The sequence below is a fragment of the Arthrobacter sp. sptzw32 genome (genome assembly GCF_059089735.1).
Window position 1 is genome coordinate 34,777 of record NZ_JBNHEZ010000003.1, and the last position, 21,697, is coordinate 56,473.

Consider the following 21,697-nt stretch of genomic DNA (forward strand, 5'->3'; position numbering starts at 1 on the left):
GCGCTCAAATCTTTTCCTTGGCCAGCCTCTCCAGCGCCGCCATGGCTGTTTTCCTGTCCGTAGTGGACCAGAACGGCGGCAGGGCACCGCGGAGGAATCCGGCGTAGCGTTCCGTGGCCAGCCTGGAATCAAGCACCGCCACCACGCCTTTATCCCCGGTTGACCGGATCAGCCGTCCCGCGCCCTGTGCGAGCCGGATGGCGGCGTGGGTGGCCGAAACTGACATGAAGCCGTTGCCTCCCGCCTGCGCAACTGCCCGGGACCGGGCTGTCATCAGGGGATCATCGGGCCGGGGGAAGGGAATCCGGTCGATGACCACCAGTCGGCAGGAGCCCCCCGGAACGTCCACGCCCTGCCACAGGGACATCGTGCCGAACAGGCAGGTGTCAGGTTCGTCCGCGAACTGCTTCACCAGGGCCGTCATGGTGGAGTCGCCTTGGCACAGGATGGTCATTCCCAGCTTGGGCCGCAGCGCATCGGCCGCTTCTTCTGCCGCCCGCCGGGAGGAAAACAGGCACAGCGCCCCGCCGTTTGATGCCCTGATCAGGGCCTCAAGTTCGGCCAGCGCTTCCGGGGATGCTCCGCGGCCGGGCTTGGGCAGGTGACCTGCCACGTACAGGATTCCCTGCCTGGAATAGTCAAAGGGCGATCCCACATCAACGCCCGTCCAGCTGGGCGCCCCCTCTCCCACAAGCCCCAGCCCGCCGGCGGCGGGCTCAAAGGCTGAACCGATTGCCAGGGTGGCGGAAGTCAGCACCACAGTGTGGTTCGCGAACAGGCCCTCGCGCAGCCGCCCTGCCACGGACAGCGGCGCAATATTGATCAGCGCGGGAGCTGTTTCGTCGGGCTGGGAGTACCCCTGCTGGGGGTCAAAGGAACTGGCGCGGGAAAACCAGACCACTTCCCGGTTCTCCCGGGCGGCGAGGAGACGTTCACACAGTTCCAGGATGAGCATCAGCCGGGAGCGCGCCAGTTGCCTCCCGCCGTCGGCAGTGGTGCTGCTGTCCCCCTTGGAGTCGGAAAGTGCGGCGCGGCAGGCTTCACGCAACTGGTCCACGCAGTCCAGCTGCTCATCGTTGAGGCCATTGGTAAGCAGTCCATTGGGAACTCCGGCAAGGGCGGCTTCAAGGTTGGCGGCAGCCGCACTAAGGGCATCCACGGTAATGGCCGTATGCTTGCGCGCTCCCGCAGCTGCGGTATGGACCATGGCCACCGAGAGCTGCCCCGAAACGGCGCCGGTAACCCTGTCCTGGAGTTCGTGTGCCTCGTCAACCACAACGACGTCGTATTCGGGCAGCACCGCGAGGCCTTCGAAGGCACTGACGGCGAGCATGGCGTGGTTGGTGACCACGACGTCGGCTTCGGCGGCGTCCTGGCGTGCGAGTTCGCTGAAGCATTCTGCTGCCATGGGGCACTTCTGGGCGCCCAGGCACTCCATCGAGGTCACCGAGACCTGCCGCCAGGCCCGGTCAGTGACACCGGGCAGGAGCTCATCACGGTCTCCCGTAGTGGTCTTCTCCGCCCATTCCCGCAAGCGGACCACTTCCTTGCCCAGCTGGGAAGCGGGACCGCCCACAGCTGCAGCAAAGTGCGGGACACTGGTGTCCTCGCCGAGCGCAAACAGCTGGCCCTCTGCAGGTTCCTCGGAGGGAAACCCGCCTTCGAGCTTGTGCCGGCAGACGTAGTTGGACCGTCCCTTGACCAGCGCCACCTTCACCGGCCGGTCCAGCGCCGGCGTGATGGTTTTCAGGAGCCGGGGAATGTCCCTGCCCACAATCTGGGTCTGCAGGGCAAGCGTCGCCGTAGAGACCAGGGCGGGCTTGTCGCTCTCGAGGGCATGGGCAATGAGCGGTATCAGGTACGCCAGTGACTTGCCCGTACCCGTCCCGGCCTGGACCAGCAGGTGGTCGCCCGTTTCAATCGCGCGTGCCACCTGCCGGGCCATCTCATGTTGCCCACTGCGGCTTTGCCCGCCCATGCCGGCAACGGCACGGTCAAGCAGGTCAATGACAAACTGCTCGCCGGCCGTGCCTGTGGCTTCGTCAGCCACGAGGTCAGTCATTGCTGACGAATGATTCCAGTTCAGCCGCGAGGCCCTCCCGGACTTTAACTACTGCCCGGGTACCGGCTTCATCGTGGTCAACACTGATGATCTCTGCGTCTGACTCGTGCAGCTTGCTGACCAGGTCCCCGCGGTCGTAGGGAATGAGCAGCTCGAGCTTGACGGACGGGCGCGGAATCGACTCGCTGATCGCCTTCAGGAGTTCGGGGATGCCCTCTCCTGTCCGGGCCGAAACCACAACGTGGCGCGGCTCGCGCTGCTTCAGCCGTTCCACCACAAAGGGATCTGCGGCGTCGGCCTTGTTGAGGACGATGATCTCCGGGACCTTGCGTGCGTCCACTTCGCTGAAGACCTTGCGGACGGCGGCAATCTGGCCCTCGGGGTCCGGGTGCGAGACGTCAACGACGTGAAGGATCAGGTCCGAGTCCGCAACCTCCTCGAGGGTGGAGCGGAACGCCTCCACCAGCTGGGTGGGCAGGGAGCGGACAAATCCGACGGTGTCCGCCAGCGTGTAGCCCAGCCCGTCGGCAGTTTCGGCTTTGCGCACCGTGGGGTCCAGCGTGGCGAACAGTGCGTTCTCCACGAGCACCCCGGCGTCCGTGAGGCGGTTCAGCAGTGAGGACTTGCCGGCGTTGGTGTACCCGGCAATGGCCACCGAGGGCACTTCATTACGACGGCGGTTGGCCCGTTTCGTCTCCCGGGCGGGCTTCATCGCGGCGATCTCGCGCCGGAGCTTGGCCATGCGGGTGCGGATCCTTCGGCGGTCCAGCTCGATCTTCGTCTCACCGGGACCACGAGAACCCATACCCGCCGCTGCGCCGCCCACCTGGCCACCGGCCTGGCGGGACATCGATTCGCCCCAGCCGCGAAGGCGGGGCAGGAGGTACTCGAGCTGCGCGAGCTCCACCTGCGCCTTGCCTTCCCGGCTCTTGGCGTGCTGGGCGAAAATGTCCAGGATCAGCCCGGTCCGGTCAATCACCTTGACCTTGACGATGTCTTCAAGGCCACGGCGCTGGGACGGGGCCAACTCGGCATCAACCACAACGGTGTCGGCGCCGGTGGACATCACGATGTCCTTCAGTTCAAGTGCTTTGCCCGAGCCCAGGAACGTACCCGGATCGGGCTTGTCACGGCGCTGCACGAGGCCGTCCAAGACCTCGGAACCGGCTGTTTCGGCGAGGGCGGCCAGCTCGCGCAGCGAGTTCTCCGCGTCTGCAAGGGTTCCCTCGGACCAGATGCCGGCGAGGACGACGCGTTCCAGGCGGAGCTGCCGGTATTCGACTTCGGTGACATCTTCCAGTTCCGTGGAAAGGCCTGCCGTGCGCCGAAGGGCGCGGCGTTCCTCGAGGTCCTGCTGGTCGCCGTCGTACGTCGTGTGTTCTTCGTCCAGGCGGGATATGGCCTGGGCCTTGCCCAGTACAGGCCTTCCGTCGCCGCGGCCTGAATCACCTGGCGTGCTGACGGCTTTCGCCGGTACGTCCTTGGAAAGAATCCGGTCGATCACGGCCTGGATTTCCTCAGGGCTCATGTCCTGGGCGGCTGGATCGGATCCGGTGTTGGGCTGGCTGGTCATGGTCTCCTTTGAAGATTCGGCAGTTCCAGAATAGTGCCGATTGTTGGTGCTTGGGGAAGTATTCGCGCTGGGCTGACGGCCTGCGGTCATGCAGTTCTCCTGGTTCGTTTTCGCCGGCCGGAAAAAAGCGGACGGCAGTGGCGGCCACATTCCAAGGGAAGTGGCGAAAATGAGGGAGCCGGAGAATCGGCGAGGGAGACAGCGGGAAGCTGACCTTCGAATCGTGTCCGGCGGCCGGAACATACGCCTGCGCGTGGTCCGGTGCACTGTGCGGAAGGATAATTACCTGCGTCGCTGTGGGACAAGGCTGCGGGACGGGCAAGGCCCGTGCCGGCTACTCGAAGATCAGGAACATGGTTTCAACCCTAGCAGAGCAGCAAAGCGCAGGGTTTCACTTTACGCTGCAAGGGGAACTACTCTGGCGAGTTATGGAGTCCGCACACTATTTCAGCGCATCCCCCGCCGGCCCGTTCACGCGGAAACCCCTAACGGTTGAACTTGCAGGGGAAACGCGCCGGCTGCAGACCTCCTCAGGCATTTTCAGCCCGGATGGAATCGACAAGGGAACCGCCGTGCTCCTGGCCGAAGTTCCGGCGCCCGCTGCTGCCGGGAACCTGCTGGACATCGGCTGCGGATGGGGTCCGGTTGCGCTCACCATGGCGCTGCGTGCACCGCAGGCAAGGGTTTACGCCGTGGATGTCAATGAACGGTGCATCACGCTCACCAATGAGAACGCCGCGGCGCTGGGACTGACCAATGTGGTGGCGAGCACTCCCGAAGCTGTGGATCCGGAGCTGCGTTTCGACACCATCTGGTCGAACCCGCCGATCAGGATCGGCAAGGACGAACTGCACTCGCTCCTGAAGCTGTGGCTGCCGCGCCTGGCGCCGGGGGGAACGGCGTGGCTGGTGGTGCAGAAGAACCTGGGCTCGGATTCGCTTCAGCGTTGGCTGGCGGCAGAACTGGATGAATCCTTCAGCGTAAGCCGGGAATCGACGTCCAAGTCCTTCCGGATCCTGAAGGTCAGGAAAGCGTCCCAGTTGCCACAATAACGGCGGGCCCGCTCAGCTCGACGTGTTCGTGTCCCCCCGGCCCGGCAAAGAATTTGACGCCCACCACGCCTCCTGGAACGTGCACCTCCCAGGTGTCAGGGGCCTCGGCTCCTGCCCAGTGCCGGATAGCCACGGCTGCGGCGCAGGCTCCCGTTCCGCATGACTGGGTCTCCCCCACACCGCGTTCGTGCACGCGCATTGTGACTGACCCGACGCCGTCATGCACCAATGGTTCGGAGGGAACCACAAACTCCACATTGGTGCCGTTGACCGGTACCGGATCAACCACGGGTGCGGTAAAGAGGCGGGTGCCGGCGAGTTCCGATAGTTCTGCCAGGGCAACCACGGTGTGGGGGTTGCCCATACTGACTGACAAGGCGGGACGGGGAACTTCCAGTCCTTCTGCTGTGACCAGTGAATCCATCGCCTTGGCGGTGGCCTCGCCCGGAAAGATGAACTCCCAAGGGCCCATGTCCACGGCGTAGTCCTCACCTGTCCGAATCACCGTCTTTGCCCCGCCGCGGGTGCCAATGGTGAGCGCCCCGCCGTCGGGCAGGTCAACCAGACCCTCGGTGCGCAGGAAGTGGACGAAGACCCGAACGCCGTTGCCGCACATTTCCGACAGTGATCCGTCACCGTTGCGGTAATCCATAAACCACTCTGCCTCGGGCGTCACGGCCAGCAACTCGCGCCCCTCGGGCAGGAAGCGTGACGGGACGGCGCGAATGAGCCCGTCTCCGCCGATACCGCGGTGGCGGTCGCACAAGGCCGCCACCTGCTCGGCGGCAATGGTATGCCTGCCCTCCTGATCGGCCACCAGGACGAAATCGTTGCCGGTGCCGTGCCCCTTCGAGAAGCGGAGCCCACCCAGGGTGCTGTAAGCGTGCGCAGTGGTGGCGGCAAGGGTTGCGTTCATGGTTTCAAGGGTACCGGCCGGAAAGAGCAGGCCTGAACGCGTGTGTGGATGCCTACCGGCTGAGTGCTGCTGCTTCGGAGAGCAGGTGCGGATCCTGCCAGTCCAACCACTTAACCCTGGGATCGGCACGGAACCAGGTCAACTGCCGGCGGGCGAACTGGCGGGTTGCCACGATAGTCTCCTCCGCGGCTTCGGGGACCGTCGATTGACCGTCGATGACCCTCAGGAATTGGGAGTATCCCAGGGCCCGGGGCGCTGTTTTGCCCTCCCGGAGCCCTTGCTTCTCCAACCGTTCCACTTCGGCGAGCAGGCCGTTCTCCACCATCCGGTGAACCCGGAGGGCGAGCCGCTCGCGGAGCTGGTCGCGGTCGACGGTGAGGCCTATCTGGACCGCGGGCTGGAAGTACTCGCGCCGGGGCATGAAGGAACTGAACGGCCGGCCGGTGAGTTGATGGACCTCCAGGGCGCGGATGATGCGTCTGTCGTCTGCGAGCCTGCCTGCGGACACTGGGTCGACTTTTTCAAGCCGGGCCAGCATCGCCCCGGCGCCCCGGACCGCCAGCTCATCCTCAAGCTGCTTCCGCAGCCGCGGGTCTGTCCCCGGGAACTCAAGGATGTCGAGGGCAGCCCGCACGTACAGGCCGGAGCCGCCGGCGAGGATGGCGCGCTTGCCGCGTGCGTGGATGTCCGCGACAACGTCACGCGCCTGCTGCTGGAACCTGGACACGCTGGCTTCGTCGGTGACGTCCAGGATGTCCAGGAGGTGATGCGGCACTCCCCTGCGTTCAGCAGGCGTGATTTTCGCTGTGCCGATGTCCATGCCGCGGTAGAACTGCATGGCGTCGGCGTTGATGACTTCGCCGTCCAGCTCGAGGGCGAGGCCTACGGCGAGGTCGGACTTACCCGAACCCGTAGGACCGACGACGGCGATGACCGGCGGGGAGCCCACGGATCAGCCCGTGCGTACAGGCAGCGAAGGCATCCCGAGGGATACGCCGGCGCGGCCGTTGGCGGCACCCGGTGCGGGTGCGCCGCAAGAGTCTGCCTGGGACCTGTCCCACGCGTCGCCGGCGCGGGAGCGGCGCAGGCTGTAATCCTCGAGGGTGGGGTCGGCGACGAGGTGGAAGGAAGCGGCCTCGGTGATGGTGACGGTGACAAGATCGCCCGGGCGGGGGGCAGGGGCGCCATCCGGTACAGAGAAATGCACCAGCCGCTGATCCTGGGACCGTCCGGACAGCCGGTGGGTTTCTCCGGCTTTGCGCCCCGACTGGGCGGTGACCATAACCTCTACGCGGCGGCCAAGCTGTTTCCGGTTCTCCTCAGCGGCGATCCGGTCCTGCAACGCGGTGAGCCGCTCGAAGCGCTCCTGCACGATGGCCTTCGGCAACTGGTCCGGCAGGTCCGCGGCAGGTGTTCCGGGGCGCTTGGAGTACTGGAAAGTGAAGGCGGTGGCGAACCGGGACTGTTCCACCACATTCAGGGTGGCCTGGAAATCCTCTTCCGTCTCGCCGGGAAATCCGACGATGATGTCCGTGGAGATGGCTGCATGGGGAATTTTTTCCCGGACCTTGTCGAGGATGCCGAGGAACTTCGTGGACCGGTAGGAGCGCCTCATGTCCCGCAGGACCTTGTCCGAGCCGGATTGCAGCGGCATATGCAACTGCGGCATCACGTTGGGCGTTTCGGCCATGGCATCGATAACGTCGTCGGTAAAAGCGGCAGGGTGAGGGCTGGTGAAACGGACCCGTTCGAGTCCCTCGATTGCCCCACACGCGCGAAGGAGCTTCGAGAACGCCTGCCGGTCGCCGAACTCCACGCCGTAGGAGTTGACGTTCTGGCCGAGGAGCGTGACTTCGATGGCACCGTCATCCACCAGGGCCTGGATCTCAGCGAGAATGTCCGCGGGGCGGCGGTCCTTTTCCTTGCCGCGCAGGGCGGGGACGATGCAGAACGTACAGGTGTTGTTGCAGCCCACGGATATGGAGACCCAGCCCGAGTAGACGGAGTCGCGCTTGGTGGGCAGCGTGGAAGGGAATACGTCCAGCGATTCGAGGATCTCCAGTTGCGCCTCATCGTTGTGCCGGGCCCTGTCCAGCAGTGCAGGCAAGGCACCGACGTTGTGGGTACCGAAGACGGCGTCCACCCAGGGCGCCTTCTTCAGGATGGTTTCCCTGTCCTTCTGCGCCAGGCAACCGCCGACGGCGATCTGCATGCCGGGGTTGGCTGCCTTCACCGGGGCCAGGATCCCGAGGTTGCCATAGAGCTTGTTGTCAGCGTTCTCGCGGACAGCGCAGGTGTTGAACACCACCACATCCGCCTGCGCACCAGCTGCCGGAACATAGCCTGCGTCCTCCAGCATGCCGGCCATGCGCTCTGAATCGTGCACGTTCATCTGGCAACCGAAGGTGCGCACTTCATACGTGCGGGCCTTCTCTTGGCCGGGAACCGCGGCGGGGGAAGGCTGGGCCGCGGCGCGGGCCTCTGACGGGTTGGTGCCGGAAAGAGGGGAAGGAATGGTCAAACTCACCTGTTAAGGGTACCGGTTCGGTGGCTGGCCGGTGTCAGCGGCAGCATGGGCATCAAGGACCTCGGTGACGATGCGGAAGGCCTGTGAGGGCTGGTATCCCTTGCGGGCCAACATGGACGCCAGCCGGCGCGTGACTTTGTCCCGCTCCGCCCGGTCCCCGAGGTCCATCCCCGGACGCAGTTTCCGCTCCACCAGGCTGCGGGCAGCAGCCCCTTCATCAGCGTCCGAGAGCTGCTCAAGGGCCACGGCCGCGGTTTCCGGGTCTACGCCTTTATCCGCGAGCTCCCGCCGAAGCGCCCCTTTCGCCAGTTTCCGGGACTGGGACCGGCTCCGGACCCACATGTCCGCGAATTCGGCGTCATTGATGAGCCGCGCTGCCTGGAACTTGTCCAGCACGGCCTCGGCAACGTCCTCCGGAACATTCTTCTCAGCAAGCTTGCGGGCAAGCTGCAGCCTGCTTTTCGCCGAGGCGGCGAGCTGCCGGTATACGATCGCCTGGGCGACCGAAACCGGATCCGGTTCAGGGTCCGCGGCAACCGGTGAGGCTGCGTCCGGTCCATCCTGGAACTGGTTCGAAGACGAAGCAGCGCGCCGCCCGCCGGTTCCGGCCCGGCGGGGACGCGCACTTTCAGTACTGGTCAAAGGCTAGAACCCGTCAACGGCTTTCAGCTTTGGCGAGTCCTTGGACTCGGGCTCCGCCGGCTTCACGCCAACACCGAGCTTTTCCTTGATCAGGCGCTCAAGCTCGGCAGCCAGCTCCGGGTTGTCACGGAGGAACCTGCGCGAGTTTTCCATGCCTTGGCCCAGCTGGTCTCCGTCGTAGGTGAACCAGGAGCCGGACTTCTTGATGATCCCGTGCTCCACGCCCATGTCGATGATGCCGCCCTCGCGGGAGATGCCCTGGCCGTAGATGATGTCGAACTCTGCGATCTTGAAGGGCGGGGCCATCTTGTTCTTGACGATCTTGGCCTTGGTTCGGTTACCGACCGAGTCGGCACCTTCCTTGAGCGTCTGGATGCGGCGCACGTCAATACGGATGGAGGCGTAGAACTTCAGCGCCTTACCACCGGTGGTGGTTTCAGGGGAACCGAAGAAGACACCAATCTTTTCACGGAGCTGGTTGATGAAGATCGCCGTGGTTTTGGTCTGGCTCAGCCGGCCAGTGATTTTACGCAGGGCCTGGCTCATGAGGCGGGCCTGGAGGCCTACGTGGCTGTCACCCATGTCGCCTTCGATTTCCGCGCGGGGCACCAGGGCGGCGACGGAGTCGATGACGATGACGTCCAGGGACCCCGAACCGACCAGCATGTCCATGATCTCCAGGGCCTGTTCACCCGTGTCCGGCTGGGAAACCAGGAGCGCATCCGTGTCCACGCCGAGCTTTGCCGCGTATTCAGGATCGAGGGCGTGCTCGGCGTCGATGAAGGCTGCTATGCCGCCCTGGCGCTGGGCGTTTGCCACGGCGTGGAGGGCCACGGTGGTCTTACCCGAGGATTCCGGCCCGTAAATTTCCACGACGCGGCCACGGGGCAGGCCTCCAATTCCCAGGGCAACATCCAACGCAATGGACCCGGTAGGGATGACCTCGATCGGGGCCCGGACTTCGTCCCCGAGCCGCATGACTGAGCCTTTACCGAACTGCTTATCGATCTGGGCCAGCGCTGCTTCGAGCGCTTTTGCACGATCCGGGGCTGCCGCCATGGTTCACACCTCTAATGCTTTCTCGCTTTGGAGTGGCCTCAGTGGCCGTTTCTTGGTCATCTCTGACGCTAATGGGACCCACTGACATTCCGGCCGGATAACGGCGGCTATGTGGAAAACCCGCTGGGAAAAGCATATCTTTACCCGAACAGATATTCGAACAGCGGCGCGGCGTGTCAGGAGAAAAGCGCTTATTCCGGCCGCGGTTTGATGTCCCTGCCCAGCCGGCGCTCGGCCGGAACGTCCTGGACGTCACAGACCGCCAGCCACACCTTCCGCGGCTCCACGCCCGCGGCCAGCGCCTGGTCCGCGGTGCGTCCGCCCACCCCGGCAAGGACCAGGGTATTGCTGAGGACCCGCGAGTACCCGGCGCCGAATTCGTCATCCATGAGTCGCCAATAGTCGCTGATTCGCACCAGAAAAGTCTCTCACGATCCAGCCCCCTTAGAATTGTTGCCATGAGCAACTCCCCTGCCGTCCCGCCGGCGCACGGCCTCAAAGATGATGCAACCGTGGACGCGGCGCTGCAGAACGTGGAACATCAGATCAGTCTTTTCTGGCGGCGCGCACGGGCAATTTCCAATCAACTCTCCCGCCAGGTCCACCCGGACATGGAACCTGCCGCTTACGGCCTGCTGACGGTCATCCGGCGGGAGGGTCCCATCAGGCTGACTGACCTGGCGATGAACATCGGCGTGGGCAAACCTTCCGTAAGCCGGCAGATTGCCTTCCTGGAAAGCATCGGACTCGTGTCCAAGGAAGCTGACCCGCTCGATGGGCGGGCGCAGGCCATCCGGCTCACCCCCAAGGGCGAGGAAAAGATGCACCAGGTCCAGGATGCCCGGCGGCAGGTTTTCCGGGAACGCCTCGGTGAGTGGCCGGTGGAGGACCTGCAGGAGCTGGCCCGTTTTATGTCGAAACTGAATGCGACGTACGAGCGCGACGGGTTCCCGCACGACGGGCCCGCAACCGCCGGGGACAAGTAGGACGGCAGCGGCAGAACCTGCAGGGCAGGACGGCCAGGCCCCGCAGCGCAGCCGAAAGCGGGACACAGCCGAACACAACTGAAGCCTCCGGCACACCCGCCGGAGGCTTCACATGTTGCAGGGCTGGCTGGTGGTGGTTCAGCCCTTACCGGGCGCCTGAGAACAGGCCCGTTGAAAGTTCGTCGTTCAGTTCAGTGTTGAGGTCGCCGTCGAGGTCACGACCATAACGCTGGGAGAATTCCTGGGGTACGGTGTCCGGGACGGCAACGCCTTCGGCAACTGCCACCCGGTCGCTGACCTCACGAAGCATGCTGGACAAGGGGACGTCCAGGGCCGAGCAGATCGAAGACAGCAACTCTGAGGATGCTTCCTTCTGGCCGCGCTCTACCTCGCTGAGGTAACCCAGGGAGACACGGGCGCTGTGCGAAACTTCACGGAGCGTGCGCCCCTGACGCTGGCGAACATCGCGCAGGACATCACCAATTTCGTGACGAAGTACAACCATCTTGCGCTCCTTCTGTTCGCTCTGAGCCTGATCGGCGAGGCCCACATCCTTCCAGCGGACAACGCCGTTTACGGATACGGGCTGCTTTACCATCTGTATCGCCTTGCTCCTCATAGTCCGGTCCGCGGTGAAGCGGGCCATTGGTGTTTTCATCCTAGGCGCCCCCGCTCTGCGGAAGCGACACAATGTAATAACTAATCGGTACCGGCTTTTGTTCCCACCAACTTTACAGGCCGGTAACTTCAGGAAGCCAGGACTTCGAGGAGCCTTTCCAGGGCCGCCCCGCACGCCTGGCCGCGGATATCGGCGCGGCTCCCGGTAAAGGAATACCCGAAGCTGTTTGTTCCCGTACCCGTAGCTATGCCGATATACACGGTTCCTACCGGCTTTCCGTCGTGCGCTTCGGGTCCCGCCACCCCGGTGGTGGAGATACCGATGTCGGCGCCCAGGGCCGTCCGGGCACCGGCCGCCATGGCAGCGGCAACACCGCCGTCAACGGATCCGACGTCGGCCAGGAGTTCGCGGGATACCTTCAGGACGTTTTCCTTGACGGAGTTCTGGTAGGCCACCACGCCGCCCTGCAGCATTCCGGAAGCTCCCGGGGTGTCGGCGAGGACAGCGGACACCATGCCTGCAGTCAGCGACTCGGCCGTGGCGACGGTGCGGCGCATCTCCAGCGCCTTGCTGACCGCACGCTGGGACAGATGGTGAAGCGACACGTGGTGAAGGTCGGTCATGCCTGTTCCTGCCCGTTGGCCGTGCGCTGCACCTTGCCCTTGGACCGCAGGCGCAGCGCCTCAACAACGTACTCGACGCCGGTCCACACCGTAATCAGCACAGCCACCATCATCACGGCGAAAGCTGCCCAGCCAAGCCAGGGCGCGATGGCTGCCAGCGGCAGGAGGTAAAGGAAGATGGCGGCGGTCTGGACGACGGTTTTGAGCTTGCCGCCGCGGGAAGCCGGGATGACGCCATAGCGGATGACAAAGAAACGCAGGGCCGTGATGCCCCATTCGCGGACCAGGATCACCAATGTGACCCACCAGGGCAGTTCGCCAAGTACGGACAGCATCACCAGTGCAGAACCGATGAGCAGCTTGTCCGCGATGGGATCAGCGATCTTGCCGAAGTCGGTTATGAGGTTCCGGCTCCTGGCGATGTCGCCGTCGAGCTTGTCCGTGTAAATCGCGACGGCGAACGCAGCCGCCGCTGCCCAGCGCCAGGGCCCTGCCTCGCTGTCCAGGCCCGGCGCGTCCAGGATCAGGAACCAGACGAAGAACGGCACCAGCGCGATGCGGAGCATGGTCAGGACATTGGGAAGGTTCCAGACCCCGGCACGGCCATGGCCGGCGGCGGTTGCATCGGTGCTAGTCACCTTTCTAGGCTACATTCTTTGGGCTAGCGCCCGGTCAGGGACCAGGCGTCTTCGGAGCCGTCCTCGTCGTCATAGCCGCCCGGCGCGGAGTCCGAGCCGTCGTAATATTCAACATTCTGCTTCCGCTGGTCCAGGTCCGCGGCCACGAGATCTTCCGCATAGCCGCCCTGGGCGATGTTGGAGTTGGCGTTGTCGCTGAGGGCTGCAGTCTGGGCGTCCGGCGTTTTCGGCGCCTCTTGGCCCTTCATGGCGGCAAGGACCGGGGCAAGGTCGTCCGGCTTCACGAGGACATCGCGGGCTTTGGAACCTTCGGAGGGACCCACCACGCCCCGGGATTCGAGCAGGTCCATCAGGCGGCCTGCCTTCGCGAAACCAACCCGCAGCTTCCGCTGCAGCATGGACGTGGAGCCAAACTGTGTGGTGACCACCAGTTCGGTGGCCTGCAACAGCACTTCGAGGTCGTCCCCGATGTCGTCGTCGATCTGCTTCTTGGGTGCTTCGGCGGCGACGTCATCGCGGTAGGTGGCCTGGAGCTGTCCCTTGACGTGTTCGACAACCTTGTGGATCTCCGACTCCGTGACCCAGGCGCCCTGGACGCGCATGGCCTTGGAAGCGCCCATGGGCAGGAAGAGGGCGTCACCCTGGCCAATAAGCTTTTCCGCGCCCGGCTGGTCAAGGACCACGCGGGAGTCGGTGACGGAGGAGGTGGCAAAAGCCATCCTGGAGGGAACGTTGGCCTTGATCAGGCCGGTGACGACGTCCACGGAGGGACGCTGGGTGGCCAGGACCAGGTGGATGCCCGCGGCGCGGGCGAGCTGGGTGATGCGGACGATCGAGTCTTCCACGTCGCGGGGCGCCACCATCATGAGGTCCGCGAGCTCGTCCACGATCACCAGCAGGTACGGGTACGGGCGGATGACGCGCTTAGAGTCAACCGGCGGGTGGACCTTGCCCGCGCGGACGGCCTTGTTGAAGTCGTCGATGTGCTTGAAGCCGTAATTGGCGAGGTCGTCGTACCGGGCGTCCATCTCGCGGACCACCCACTGGAGCGCCTCGGCGGCCTTCTTGGGGTTGGTGATGATGGGCGTGATGAGGTGCGGGACGCCTTCGTAGGCGGTGAGTTCCACGCGCTTGGGGTCCACCATCACCATGCGCACCTCGTCCGGGGTGGCGCGCATGAGGATGGAGGTGATCATCGAGTTTACGAAGGAGGACTTACCGGCACCGGTGGCGCCGGCCACCAGCAGGTGGGGCATCTTGGCGAGGTTGGCCACCACGTATCCGCCCTCGACGTCCTTGCCCACACCCATCACCATCGGGTGGTCGGTGCGGCGGGCGTTCTGGCTGCGCAGCACGTCGCCCAGGGAGACGGTCTCACGGTCCGTGTTGGGGATCTCGATGCCGATGGCGGATTTGCCCGGGATGGGGCTGAGGATCCGCACGTCGCTGGAGGCCACTGCGTAGGAGATGTTCTTGGACAGCGCGGTGACCCGTTCCACCTTGGTTCCGGGGGCCAGTTCGATCTCATAGCGGGTGACGGTGGGTCCGCGGCTGAAGCCTGTCACGGTGGCGTCGACGTTGAACTGTTGAAGGGTGTCGGTCAGGGCGGCGACGACGGCGTCGTTGGCTTCTGTGCGCTCCTTGGGGATTGAGCCAGGCGTCAGGTAGTCCGAGGCAGGGAGGGTGTAGGTGACGTCGCCGGCGAGGGACAGCTGTTCGGTCCGCTGCGGGATGGGGATGGGAGGTGGGGCGGGGGCTACAGGGTTGGAAGGCACGGTGGGGGCCCCTGAGCCGGCCTGCCCGCCGGGGGCGGACATGCCCGGAGTGATCATCGGGATGGCTTCGGTGGCGTTCTCCTCGGCCGGCGCGGAAGCACCGGCACCCAGTCCCTGGGCCGCCTTGATTTTCTCGACGGCGATCTCCGCCTGGGTGGGACGGCGCACGCCCGGGGCGGGGCGGGGCGGCTGGGGCTCGTCGTCGTCGATGACGGCGTGCTCGAACGCTTCGTCGCCTACATAGCCTTCCAGGCCGGCGTCGGCGTCCTCGTCCTTGCCGAACAGGCGGCGCTTCTTCTTCTTGGGTGCGGCCGGCGGGGTCCGCTCAAGGTAACTGCGGTCGTGGCGGTCGCTGTCCTTTTCCTGGTCCAGGAGGTCGATCCCCATGAGGTGCTCGTACGCGCTGCGCAGGCGCCGCGGGATGGCGGTGAACGGAGTGGCGGTGACGATAAGCAGGGAGACGAAGGCCAGCAGCCCGTAAAAAACCAGGGGGACGGCCGGATGGATGGCGGCCAGTGGCGAAGCGCCCAGGAATCCCAGCATGCCGCCGGCCTGGCGGAGCCCGTCAAAACCTTGGGCGACAGTAGGCTGGCCACCCAAAACGTGGGCCAGGCCGCAGCCGGCGAAGGCCATGATGAGGAAGCCGATGCCCACCCGGTTGTTGCCCCGCCCGTCAGAGGGGTGGCGGAAGAGCCGGAAGGCACAGACAAAAAGCATCAGCGGGAGCAGCAGTGAGATCCAGCCGAAGGTACCGTTCACCACGCTGTAGACGGCGTCCGGGAACCAGCCGGTAAGTCCCCACCAGGCGAAGGTGGCGATGAAGACACCCAGTGCCAGGTTGAAGAGGGCGGCACCGTCGCGGCGCTCGTCGGCCGGAAGGTCGCTGACATCATGGCCGATGCGGCGCACTCCCCCGCCGACAAGGTGGCCCATGCCCAGCCATGCTCCGCCCACTACCCGCAGCAGCCAGGGCTGGTGCTGTTCGACGGCGGGAAGCTGGCGGGTCCGCGCCGTACCGGAGCTCCCGCTCCGCCCGGATTTGGCTGCGGTGGTTTTCGCTGCGGTGGAGCCGGAACTGCGGCCGCCGGAACTGCCGGATTTGCTGCCGGAGCCGGCCCTGCTGGAACCATTGGGCGCGGAAGTAGTACGAGTGGCCATACCAGCCACGGTACCGGAACAGGGCCGGTTTTCCGGGGATTTGGGGGCTGGACGGTATGTGGGCGGGAGGCTTAAACGCCGCCGGCCCGTACCCCCGTTCAGGCGGGAGTACGGGCCGGAGCCGGTGCCGGGCTCTTAGGCCTCAAGCACCACGGGGATGATCATGGGCTTGCGGCGAAGCTTGCGGTTGACCCAGGTACCCACCACGCGGCGGACCACCTGCTGGAGCTGGTGGCTGGTGTGGTCCGCGTGGTTCAAGACGGCTTCCTCCAGCGCGGCGTTGATTTTCGGAACAATGTCATCGAAGACGGAATCATCTTCTGCCACACCGCGGGCGTGGATCTCGGGCCCGGACACCACCTTGCCGGTGGTCCGGTTGACGACGGTGATGATGGAGATGAATCCCTCATCGCCGAGGATGCGGCGGTCCTTGAGGTCCGCGTCGGTAATTTCGCCAACGCTGGAGCCATCGACGTAAACGAAGCCCACTTCGACCTGGCCCACGACGTCTGCCCGGTGGTCCTTGAGGTCAATTACAGTGCCGTTGTCAGCAAGGATGACGCTGGCTTCCGGAACACCGGATTCGATGGCGATCCTGCCGTTCGCGATCAGGTGGCGGGTTTCACCGTGCACCGGCATTGCGTTGAGGGGCTCCAGGATGTTGTAGCAGTACAGGAGCTCGCCTGCAGCAGCGTGCCCGGAGACGTGCACCTTGGCATTGCCCTTGTGGATGACGTCGGCGCCGAGCTTGAGCAGTCCGTTGATAATCCGGAAGACGGCGTTTTCATTGCCCGGGATGAGGCTGGACGCGAGGATGACGGTATCGCCGTCACCCACCACCACGCGGTGGTCCCCGTTTGCCATCCGGGACAGCGCAGCCATCGGTTCACCCTGGGAACCGGTGGACATCAGCACCACGCGGTTGTCCGGCAGGTTGTCGATGTTCTTGATGTCAACGATCAGCCCGGGCGGAACATCAAGGTAGCCGAGCTTTTCGGCGATGGCCATGTTGCGGACCATGGAACGGCCCACGAAAGCCACCTTGCGGTTGTGCTTGGCGGCCGCGTCCAGGACCTGCTGCACCCGGTGTACGTGGGAAGAAAACGATGCCACGATGATCCGCTTGGTGGCCTGGCCGAAGAGCCGCTCCAGCGTGGGGCCGATTTCCTTTTCCGCGGTAGTGAAACCGGGGATGTCTGCGTTCGTGGAGTCAGACATGAAAAGGTCTACGCCTTCTTCGCCGAGTTTGGCGAAGTGGCGCAGGTCGGTGATGCGGCCGTCAAGGGGAAGCTGGTCCATCTTGAAGTCACCGGTGTGCAGGACGGTGCCGCCCGCGGTGCGGATGAACACGGCCAGGGCGTCGGGAATCGAGTGGTTGACAGCCACGAACTCGCATTCGAAGGGGCCAAACTTCTCCACCTGGCCTTCCTCGACCGTGAGGGTGTAGGGCCGGATGCGGTGCTCCTGCAGCTTGGCCTCGATCAAGGCAAGCGTCAGCTGCGAGCCCACCAGCGGGATGTCACTGCGGAGGCGCAGCAGGTAGGGCACGGCGCCGATGTGGTCCTCGTGCCCGTGGGTGAGGACCACGGCCACGATGTCGTCCAGCCGGTTCTCGATGTAGGAGAAGTCAGGCAGGATCAGGTCGACGCCGGGCTGGGTTTCCTCCGGGAAGAGGACGCCGCAGTCCACAATCAGCAGCTTGCCGTCTATCTCGAACACGGCCATGTTCCGGCCGATCTCCCCCAGTCCGCCCAGCGGTACGATCCGCAGCGTGCCCTGGGGCAGGCGCGGAGGGGTGACAAGGCCGGTTAGGGCGATTTGGGTCATATTGCACTACTTTCCAGGCGGAAGGGTGCCGGTCTCAGCCCTCAGGAAAAGACCAGCCCCGCTTCCGCCAAATCCCCGCGGATGGTTTCGATCTCGGCTTCGTCCGGCTCCACGAGGGGCAAACGGACAATCGAGTTGGGCAGGACTCCCTGCCATTTAAGAATCTGTTTGGCCGCAACGGCCCCCTGGACCCTGGTCATGGTGGCGCGGACCACGGGCTGGAGCTCAAAGTTGAGCTTCCGTGCGGTTTCAAGGTCGTTGGCGTTGACCGCATCAATGAGGTCCCGGAACTGGCGGGTGGCCACGTGCGTGGTGACGCCGACAAGGCCCACGGCACCCAGTGCCATCCACGGCAGGGTCAGTCCGTCGTCGCCGGAGTAGAAGTGCAAGTCGGTCTCGGCCATAACGCGGGTGGCGGCAACAAAATCGGCCTTGGCATCTTTGACGGCCACAATGTTGGGGTGCTGCGCCAGGCGGATCATGGTTTCGGGTTCGATCGCAATGGAGGACCGGCCGGGGATGTCGTAAAGCATCACGGGAACATCGGCGGCGGTGGCGATGGTTTCGAAGTGTGCCCGCAGGCCTGACTGGCTGGGCTTGTTGTAGTACGGGGTCACCAGCAGGATGCCGTCGACGCCGAGCGCCGCCGCCTGCCGGGAGAGGTGCACCGAGTGTGCGGTGTCGTTGGTTCCGGTGCCGGCGATGATCGCCGCCCGGCCTCCGACTGCTTCCTTCACGGCACGGAACATGCCGAGGTTTTCTTCGTCCGTAAGGGTGGAGGTTTCACCTGTGGTTCCGGTGACCACCAGGCCGTCGCAGCCGTCGTCCACGAGCTTGGAGGCCAGTTCCGCTGCCTGCTGGTAATCCACTGTCCCGTCCTTTGCGAACGGCGTGACCATGGCGGTCAGGAGGGTGCCAAGGGCAGGGATGCGCGCGGAAGTGTCAGCCATGGAAAAAACGTTACCCTGTCCCCGGCGGGTTAGGACAATAGGGGCGGCGTGATGAACGTCAAACAGCCGGTTTCCGGCATGTGTTGCAGGTGAACCTTGAAGGCCGATTGTTACTCCCGTCCGGATGAATGGCCACCAATGCCAGCCGGGCTGTGCCATCACTTTCGCGGTAGGAGCCCAACACGGCTGTAATTCCGGTTCGACGGCACACCTCACGGACATCGCCGAGGAGGTGCCTGCCACGCTTCCATCCCAGGCAGCCGTCCTCTGCAACGCGCTTCAGCCGCTGTGGCCTTTTCCAGCGCGCGGCGGCTCCCCCGCGCCCGGATTGCAATACTTGCCGACCGCGGCCTGCCGCAGCCCCTCCGCCCACGCAGTCAACCGTTGGGCTGCCCTGACGTAGTGGAACAGTTCAACCGGAGTCAGGGCGTCGATATCCGTCTCGCCGAGCCGGCGGGCCAGTTCTGCCCCCTCCGGCTGCGCGGACAGGCTGACGCCTTCCCTTTCCCACTGGACATCTTCCGAAGACTTTCCAGCCACCAGCTGGCGGAAGAGGTAGTCAACCACGCCGGGACTCATGGCCTTCAGTGGCCCGGCGTGGGGAAAATCCGAGGCGGGAATTTCGGGTGATGGGGTTTGCATGCCGCCAATATTATTCGAACGTATATTCGAATACAAGGTCTGCACTCCGACAGCTCAGATCAAGGCGGTGTGAGACGATCTGGTCATGACCTCCCGTAATGCCGCCACCTCAAGGGCGGCTGCCGCCGCCCGTGCCGTCCCGGGCAGGCTCCACGGCATCGACGCAGCACGGGGGCTGGCCCTGCTGGGAATGATGGCCACTCACCTGCTCCCCACGTTCGAGTCAAACGCCGACCTTACCCCCACCTGGGTCGGCCTGACCTTTTCGGGCAGGGCAGCTGCGCTCTTTGCAGTCCTTGCAGGAGTCGGCCTCGCCTTGTCCACGGAAAAGCACAAGCCGCTGGATGGTTCCAGCCTTTCGGCAGCGAGGCGCGGAATAGCCTTGCGGGCCCTGGTGATTGCCGCCGTCGGGCTGACCTTGGGTGGCCTCGAGGTGAACCTGGCAATCATCCTGGTCCACTATGCGGTGCTCTTCCTGTGTGTCCTGCCGTTCCTGGGGATGCAACTCAGGCCGCTCCTGGTCTGGGCGGCGGGCTGGATCCTGGCCTCGCCGGTACTGGCATACCTGCTGCGCCCCTGGCTGCTGGCGGCGAACCCCCCGCTGAGGCTGGGACACAATCCCTCCTGGGAGGACCTGTCAACGCCTGCCCGGCTCTTGGCCGACCTCCTGTTGACGGGTTACTACCCCGTTCTCCAGTGGCTGTCCTATCTGCTGGTGGGGCTCGTCGTCGGCCGCCTGATGCTCCACAGGCCGTTGGTCCCCTGGGTGCTGCTGGCGGGCGGCACGGTGATTGCTGTGCTCGCCAAGGCCCTGGGCACTGCGACCATGGAGGAGTGGGGCGGCCGGGCCGCCCTTGAAAAGCTGCTGGACTCCCCCGGCTACCCGCTGCACAACGTTCTGCAGGTCAACCTGACGGGCATCCCGCAGGAGGGGTCCTGGTGGTGGCTGGCGTCCGCTGCGCCCCACTCGGGCACCCCGCTTGACCTGCTGCATACCTCAGCGGTGGCGGCGGCGGTGATTGGGGCCTTCCTCCTGCTGGGCAGGCTGGCCGAGTGGGTGGCCCTGGACCTGCTGCTGCCCCTGCGTGGTGCGGGCGCCATGACCCTGACCCTGTATTCCGTCCACGTATGGGTGGCGTCGGCTTTCTACCTGAAGCCGCTCCCCGCCGGCTGGACGGAGGACGCAATGTATTTCGCCCAGGCTGCCAGTGCAGTGATGGTGGGGATCGTGTTTGTGCTGCTGAAGTGGCGCGGGCCCCTGGAATGGCTCGGGCACGCCGCGAACCAAGTTGGCCGGGGCGGCGTCAAAGCCATCCGCTAGCGCACGCCCCTCCCGCGGGCACCAGTACGGCGTTTGATCGATAGGGCTAGGCCGGAACGCCCCTGAAGAGCTTGACGGCGTCGCGCATGGCGGCGCGGGCGCGCTTGCGGTCGCCGGCGGCGTCGTAGGCGCAGCTGAGGCGGAACCAGGACCGCCAGTCCTCCGGTGCCGCTTCCGCTTCCGCCCGGTACTTTTCAAACTCGGCATCGGCAGCGGAACGGACTATCCGGCCTGCAGGTGTCCTGGGCAGCTCGTCCACCGGAAGCCCGCCTTCAGCCTCGAGGACTTTGGCCATCTGCTCGGTGCGGGCCCCGAACATCAGTTCCCGGACGAGCGCCCAGGCACCGATCACCGGCAGCACGAGGTAGGCCGCTCCGATGGCCACAGCGGCAGGATTGCTGTCTGTCAGCAGCAGGACCGAGCGCTGGAAAGACACCACCAGGTAAAAGACCAGGAGCAGGGTTACCGCCCCTACCCAAATCTTCGTGCGGTTCTTCCGGAAGCCGGCGAGCACTCCGCCCACGGCTAAAGCCCCAGGTCCAGGTAGCCGTCCAGGCCCACGGTCAACCCTGGGTGCGCGGCGACATTGCGCAGGCCAAGCAGCACGCCGGGCATGAAGGACGCGCGGTCAAAGGAATCGTGGCGCAGGGTCAGCTGCTCGCCGGCGCTGCCGAGGAGAACCTCCTGGTGGGCGACGAGGCCGCGAAGCCTGACGCTGTGGACCCGCACACCGTCCACCACGCAACCGCGTGCACCGGCGAGTTCACTGGTGGTGGCGTCAGGGCTTGGCGGAACCTGCGCGGCGCTGCGTTCGGCGGCGATCAATTGTGCGGTGCGGACTGCGGTGCCCGACGGCGCATCCACCTTGTCCGGGTGGTGCAGTTCGATGATTTCCACGGATTCGAAGTACCTGGATGCCTTCGCGGCGAAAGCAGAGGCCAGCACCGAGCCGAGGGCAAAGTTGGGTGCGATGAGCACACCGGCCTCCGGGTGGCGGGCCAGCAGGTCCTCAAGCGCGGACAGCTTGCCGTTGTCCCAACCGGTCGTGCCCACGACAGCGTGCATGCCGTGTTCGACGGCGAAGCGAACGTTCGCTTCCGTGCTTTCCGGGACCGTCAGGTCCACCACGAAGCGGGCACCTGCAGCGGCGAGCTGGTCCAGCGAGTCACCCCTGCCCAGGGCGGCCACGAGCTTCATGTCCGGGGCGGCTTCAACGGCTTTAACTGCTTCGGCGCCCATGCGCCCGGTCGCGCCCAGCACGGCAACGGGCAAGGGCGCGGAAAATTGTTCGGTCATGGCGTTAACCCTACCGGTGGGCCTGCGGGGC

The 21,697-nt window shown here is 65.1% G+C and carries 20 protein-coding genes; 3 read left to right on the forward strand and 17 right to left on the reverse strand.

Features of this window, described 5'->3' with window-relative positions; translation table 11 throughout:
* Window positions 1–4: 4 nt before the first annotated feature.
* Window positions 5–2,062 carry an ATP-dependent DNA helicase gene (locus AC5RVN_RS06705; RefSeq protein WP_494137451.1) on the reverse strand — a complete coding sequence of 686 codons (2,058 nt, stop codon included), beginning with the start codon at window positions 2,060–2,062 and terminating at the stop codon, window positions 5–7.
* Window positions 2,055–3,635, reverse strand: coding sequence for a GTPase HflX (gene hflX, locus AC5RVN_RS06710; protein ID WP_494040833.1), 1,581 nt, complete (start codon window positions 3,633–3,635; stop codon window positions 2,055–2,057). The genes AC5RVN_RS06705 and hflX overlap by 8 nt, the downstream gene beginning before the upstream one ends.
* A gap of 428 nt (window positions 3,636–4,063) precedes the next feature.
* Here hflX and AC5RVN_RS06715 point away from each other — a divergent pair, with 428 nt between their 5' ends.
* Window positions 4,064–4,687, forward strand: a complete 624-nt coding sequence (locus AC5RVN_RS06715; protein ID WP_494040834.1) for a class I SAM-dependent methyltransferase — start codon at window positions 4,064–4,066, stop codon at window positions 4,685–4,687.
* Here the strand turns inward: AC5RVN_RS06715 and dapF are convergent.
* The 6 genes from dapF to AC5RVN_RS06745 all read right to left on the reverse strand — a co-directional run bounded on the left by dapF (window position 4,659) and on the right by AC5RVN_RS06745 (window position 10,247).
* The gene (gene dapF / locus AC5RVN_RS06720; protein WP_494106479.1) at window positions 4,659–5,603 is read right to left on the reverse strand and encodes a diaminopimelate epimerase; all 945 of its coding nucleotides are present in this window, start codon (window positions 5,601–5,603) and stop codon (window positions 4,659–4,661) included. The two genes, AC5RVN_RS06715 and dapF, sit on opposite strands and share 29 nt — an antisense overlap.
* A 52-nt stretch (window positions 5,604–5,655) precedes the next feature.
* Entirely contained in the window at window positions 5,656–6,552 is an 897-nt protein-coding gene (gene miaA / locus AC5RVN_RS06725; protein WP_494040836.1) for a tRNA (adenosine(37)-N6)-dimethylallyltransferase MiaA, read from the reverse strand.
* Between the two features lie 3 nt (window positions 6,553–6,555).
* On the reverse strand, window positions 6,556–8,130 hold the full coding sequence (gene miaB, locus AC5RVN_RS06730; protein WP_494137452.1) for a tRNA (N6-isopentenyl adenosine(37)-C2)-methylthiotransferase MiaB: 1,575 nt from the start codon (window positions 8,128–8,130) through the stop codon (window positions 6,556–6,558).
* 3 nt (window positions 8,131–8,133) lie between these two features.
* Window positions 8,134–8,772, reverse strand: coding sequence for a regulatory protein RecX (locus AC5RVN_RS06735; RefSeq protein WP_494137453.1), 639 nt, complete (start codon window positions 8,770–8,772; stop codon window positions 8,134–8,136).
* Between the two features lie 3 nt (window positions 8,773–8,775).
* On the reverse strand, window positions 8,776–9,831 hold the full coding sequence (recA, locus tag AC5RVN_RS06740; protein WP_307095599.1) for a recombinase RecA: 1,056 nt from the start codon (window positions 9,829–9,831) through the stop codon (window positions 8,776–8,778).
* Between the two features lie 191 nt (window positions 9,832–10,022).
* Window positions 10,023–10,247 (reverse strand): DUF3046 domain-containing protein, encoded by a 225-nt coding sequence (locus AC5RVN_RS06745; RefSeq protein ID WP_494040839.1) that lies wholly within the window; start codon window positions 10,245–10,247, stop codon window positions 10,023–10,025.
* Between the two features lie 42 nt (window positions 10,248–10,289).
* On the opposite strand from AC5RVN_RS06745, the gene AC5RVN_RS06750 reads away from it, so the two are divergent.
* The gene (locus AC5RVN_RS06750) at window positions 10,290–10,817 is read left to right on the forward strand and encodes a MarR family winged helix-turn-helix transcriptional regulator (protein ID WP_494040840.1); all 528 of its coding nucleotides are present in this window, start codon (window positions 10,290–10,292) and stop codon (window positions 10,815–10,817) included.
* 145 nt (window positions 10,818–10,962) lie between these two features.
* Here AC5RVN_RS06750 and AC5RVN_RS06755 read toward each other — a convergent pair whose 3' ends face one another.
* The 7 genes from AC5RVN_RS06755 to AC5RVN_RS06785 form a co-directional block, all read right to left on the reverse strand.
* Window positions 10,963–11,415, reverse strand: coding sequence for a helix-turn-helix domain-containing protein (locus AC5RVN_RS06755; protein WP_494137454.1), 453 nt, complete (start codon window positions 11,413–11,415; stop codon window positions 10,963–10,965).
* A 149-nt stretch (window positions 11,416–11,564) separates the two neighbouring features.
* Window positions 11,565–12,059: a CinA family protein gene (locus AC5RVN_RS06760; RefSeq protein ID WP_494040842.1), complete on the reverse strand. Its 495-nt coding sequence runs from the start codon at window positions 12,057–12,059 to the stop codon at window positions 11,565–11,567.
* Window positions 12,056–12,697, reverse strand: coding sequence for a CDP-diacylglycerol--glycerol-3-phosphate 3-phosphatidyltransferase (pgsA, locus tag AC5RVN_RS06765; protein ID WP_494040843.1), 642 nt, complete (start codon window positions 12,695–12,697; stop codon window positions 12,056–12,058). Before pgsA ends, AC5RVN_RS06760 begins: the two co-directional genes overlap by 4 nt.
* A gap of 23 nt (window positions 12,698–12,720) precedes the next feature.
* Window positions 12,721–15,630, reverse strand: a complete 2,910-nt coding sequence (locus AC5RVN_RS06770; RefSeq protein WP_494137455.1) for an FtsK/SpoIIIE family DNA translocase — start codon at window positions 15,628–15,630, stop codon at window positions 12,721–12,723.
* A 135-nt stretch (window positions 15,631–15,765) separates the two neighbouring features.
* A complete protein-coding gene (locus AC5RVN_RS06775; RefSeq protein WP_494040845.1) occupies window positions 15,766–17,457 on the reverse strand; it encodes a ribonuclease J in 1,692 nt (563 codons plus the stop codon).
* A gap of 41 nt (window positions 17,458–17,498) precedes the next feature.
* Entirely contained in the window at window positions 17,499–18,407 is a 909-nt protein-coding gene (gene dapA / locus AC5RVN_RS06780) for a 4-hydroxy-tetrahydrodipicolinate synthase (protein WP_494040846.1), read from the reverse strand.
* Between the two features lie 279 nt (window positions 18,408–18,686).
* The gene (locus tag AC5RVN_RS06785) at window positions 18,687–19,049 is read right to left on the reverse strand and encodes a hypothetical protein (RefSeq protein WP_494040847.1); all 363 of its coding nucleotides are present in this window, start codon (window positions 19,047–19,049) and stop codon (window positions 18,687–18,689) included.
* Window positions 19,050–19,134: 85 nt separating this feature from the next.
* On the opposite strand from AC5RVN_RS06785, the gene AC5RVN_RS06790 reads away from it, so the two are divergent.
* Window positions 19,135–20,370: a heparan-alpha-glucosaminide N-acetyltransferase domain-containing protein gene (locus tag AC5RVN_RS06790; RefSeq protein ID WP_494137456.1), complete on the forward strand. Its 1,236-nt coding sequence runs from the start codon at window positions 19,135–19,137 to the stop codon at window positions 20,368–20,370.
* Window positions 20,371–20,416: 46 nt separating this feature from the next.
* On the opposite strand, the gene AC5RVN_RS06795 is transcribed toward AC5RVN_RS06790, so the two are convergent.
* Entirely contained in the window at window positions 20,417–20,893 is a 477-nt protein-coding gene (locus AC5RVN_RS06795) for a hypothetical protein (protein ID WP_494040849.1), read from the reverse strand.
* A gap of 2 nt (window positions 20,894–20,895) precedes the next feature.
* The gene (gene dapB, locus AC5RVN_RS06800; protein WP_494106472.1) at window positions 20,896–21,666 is read right to left on the reverse strand and encodes a 4-hydroxy-tetrahydrodipicolinate reductase; all 771 of its coding nucleotides are present in this window, start codon (window positions 21,664–21,666) and stop codon (window positions 20,896–20,898) included.
* Between the last annotated feature and the right edge of the window lie 31 nt (window positions 21,667–21,697).

What these genes read in the sequence shown, in the direction of transcription:
- AC5RVN_RS06705 (WP_494137451.1), bottom strand. Translation starts at nt 2,062, where the DNA reads ATGACTGACCTCGTGGCTGACGAAGCCACAGGCACGGCCGGCGAGCAG.
- hflX (WP_494040833.1), bottom strand. Translation starts at nt 3,635, where the DNA reads ATGACCAGCCAGCCCAACACCGGATCCGATCCAGCCGCCCAGGACATG.
- AC5RVN_RS06715 (WP_494040834.1), top strand. Translation starts at nt 4,064, where the DNA reads ATGGAGTCCGCACACTATTTCAGCGCATCCCCCGCCGGCCCGTTCACG.
- dapF (WP_494106479.1), bottom strand. Translation starts at nt 5,603, where the DNA reads ATGAACGCAACCCTTGCCGCCACCACTGCGCACGCTTACAGCACCCTG.
- recA (WP_307095599.1), bottom strand. Translation starts at nt 9,831, where the DNA reads ATGGCGGCAGCCCCGGATCGTGCAAAAGCGCTCGAAGCAGCGCTGGCC.
- AC5RVN_RS06750 (WP_494040840.1), top strand. Translation starts at nt 10,290, where the DNA reads ATGAGCAACTCCCCTGCCGTCCCGCCGGCGCACGGCCTCAAAGATGAT.
- AC5RVN_RS06755 (WP_494137454.1), bottom strand. Translation starts at nt 11,415, where the DNA reads ATGGTAAAGCAGCCCGTATCCGTAAACGGCGTTGTCCGCTGGAAGGAT.
- AC5RVN_RS06760 (WP_494040842.1), bottom strand. Translation starts at nt 12,059, where the DNA reads ATGACCGACCTTCACCACGTGTCGCTTCACCATCTGTCCCAGCGTGCG.
- AC5RVN_RS06770 (WP_494137455.1), bottom strand. Translation starts at nt 15,630, where the DNA reads ATGGCCACTCGTACTACTTCCGCGCCCAATGGTTCCAGCAGGGCCGGC.
- AC5RVN_RS06775 (WP_494040845.1), bottom strand. Translation starts at nt 17,457, where the DNA reads ATGACCCAAATCGCCCTAACCGGCCTTGTCACCCCTCCGCGCCTGCCC.
- dapA (WP_494040846.1), bottom strand. Translation starts at nt 18,407, where the DNA reads ATGGCTGACACTTCCGCGCGCATCCCTGCCCTTGGCACCCTCCTGACC.
- AC5RVN_RS06785 (WP_494040847.1), bottom strand. Translation starts at nt 19,049, where the DNA reads ATGCAAACCCCATCACCCGAAATTCCCGCCTCGGATTTTCCCCACGCC.
- AC5RVN_RS06790 (WP_494137456.1), top strand. Translation starts at nt 19,135, where the DNA reads ATGACCTCCCGTAATGCCGCCACCTCAAGGGCGGCTGCCGCCGCCCGT.
- dapB (WP_494106472.1), bottom strand. Translation starts at nt 21,666, where the DNA reads ATGACCGAACAATTTTCCGCGCCCTTGCCCGTTGCCGTGCTGGGCGCG.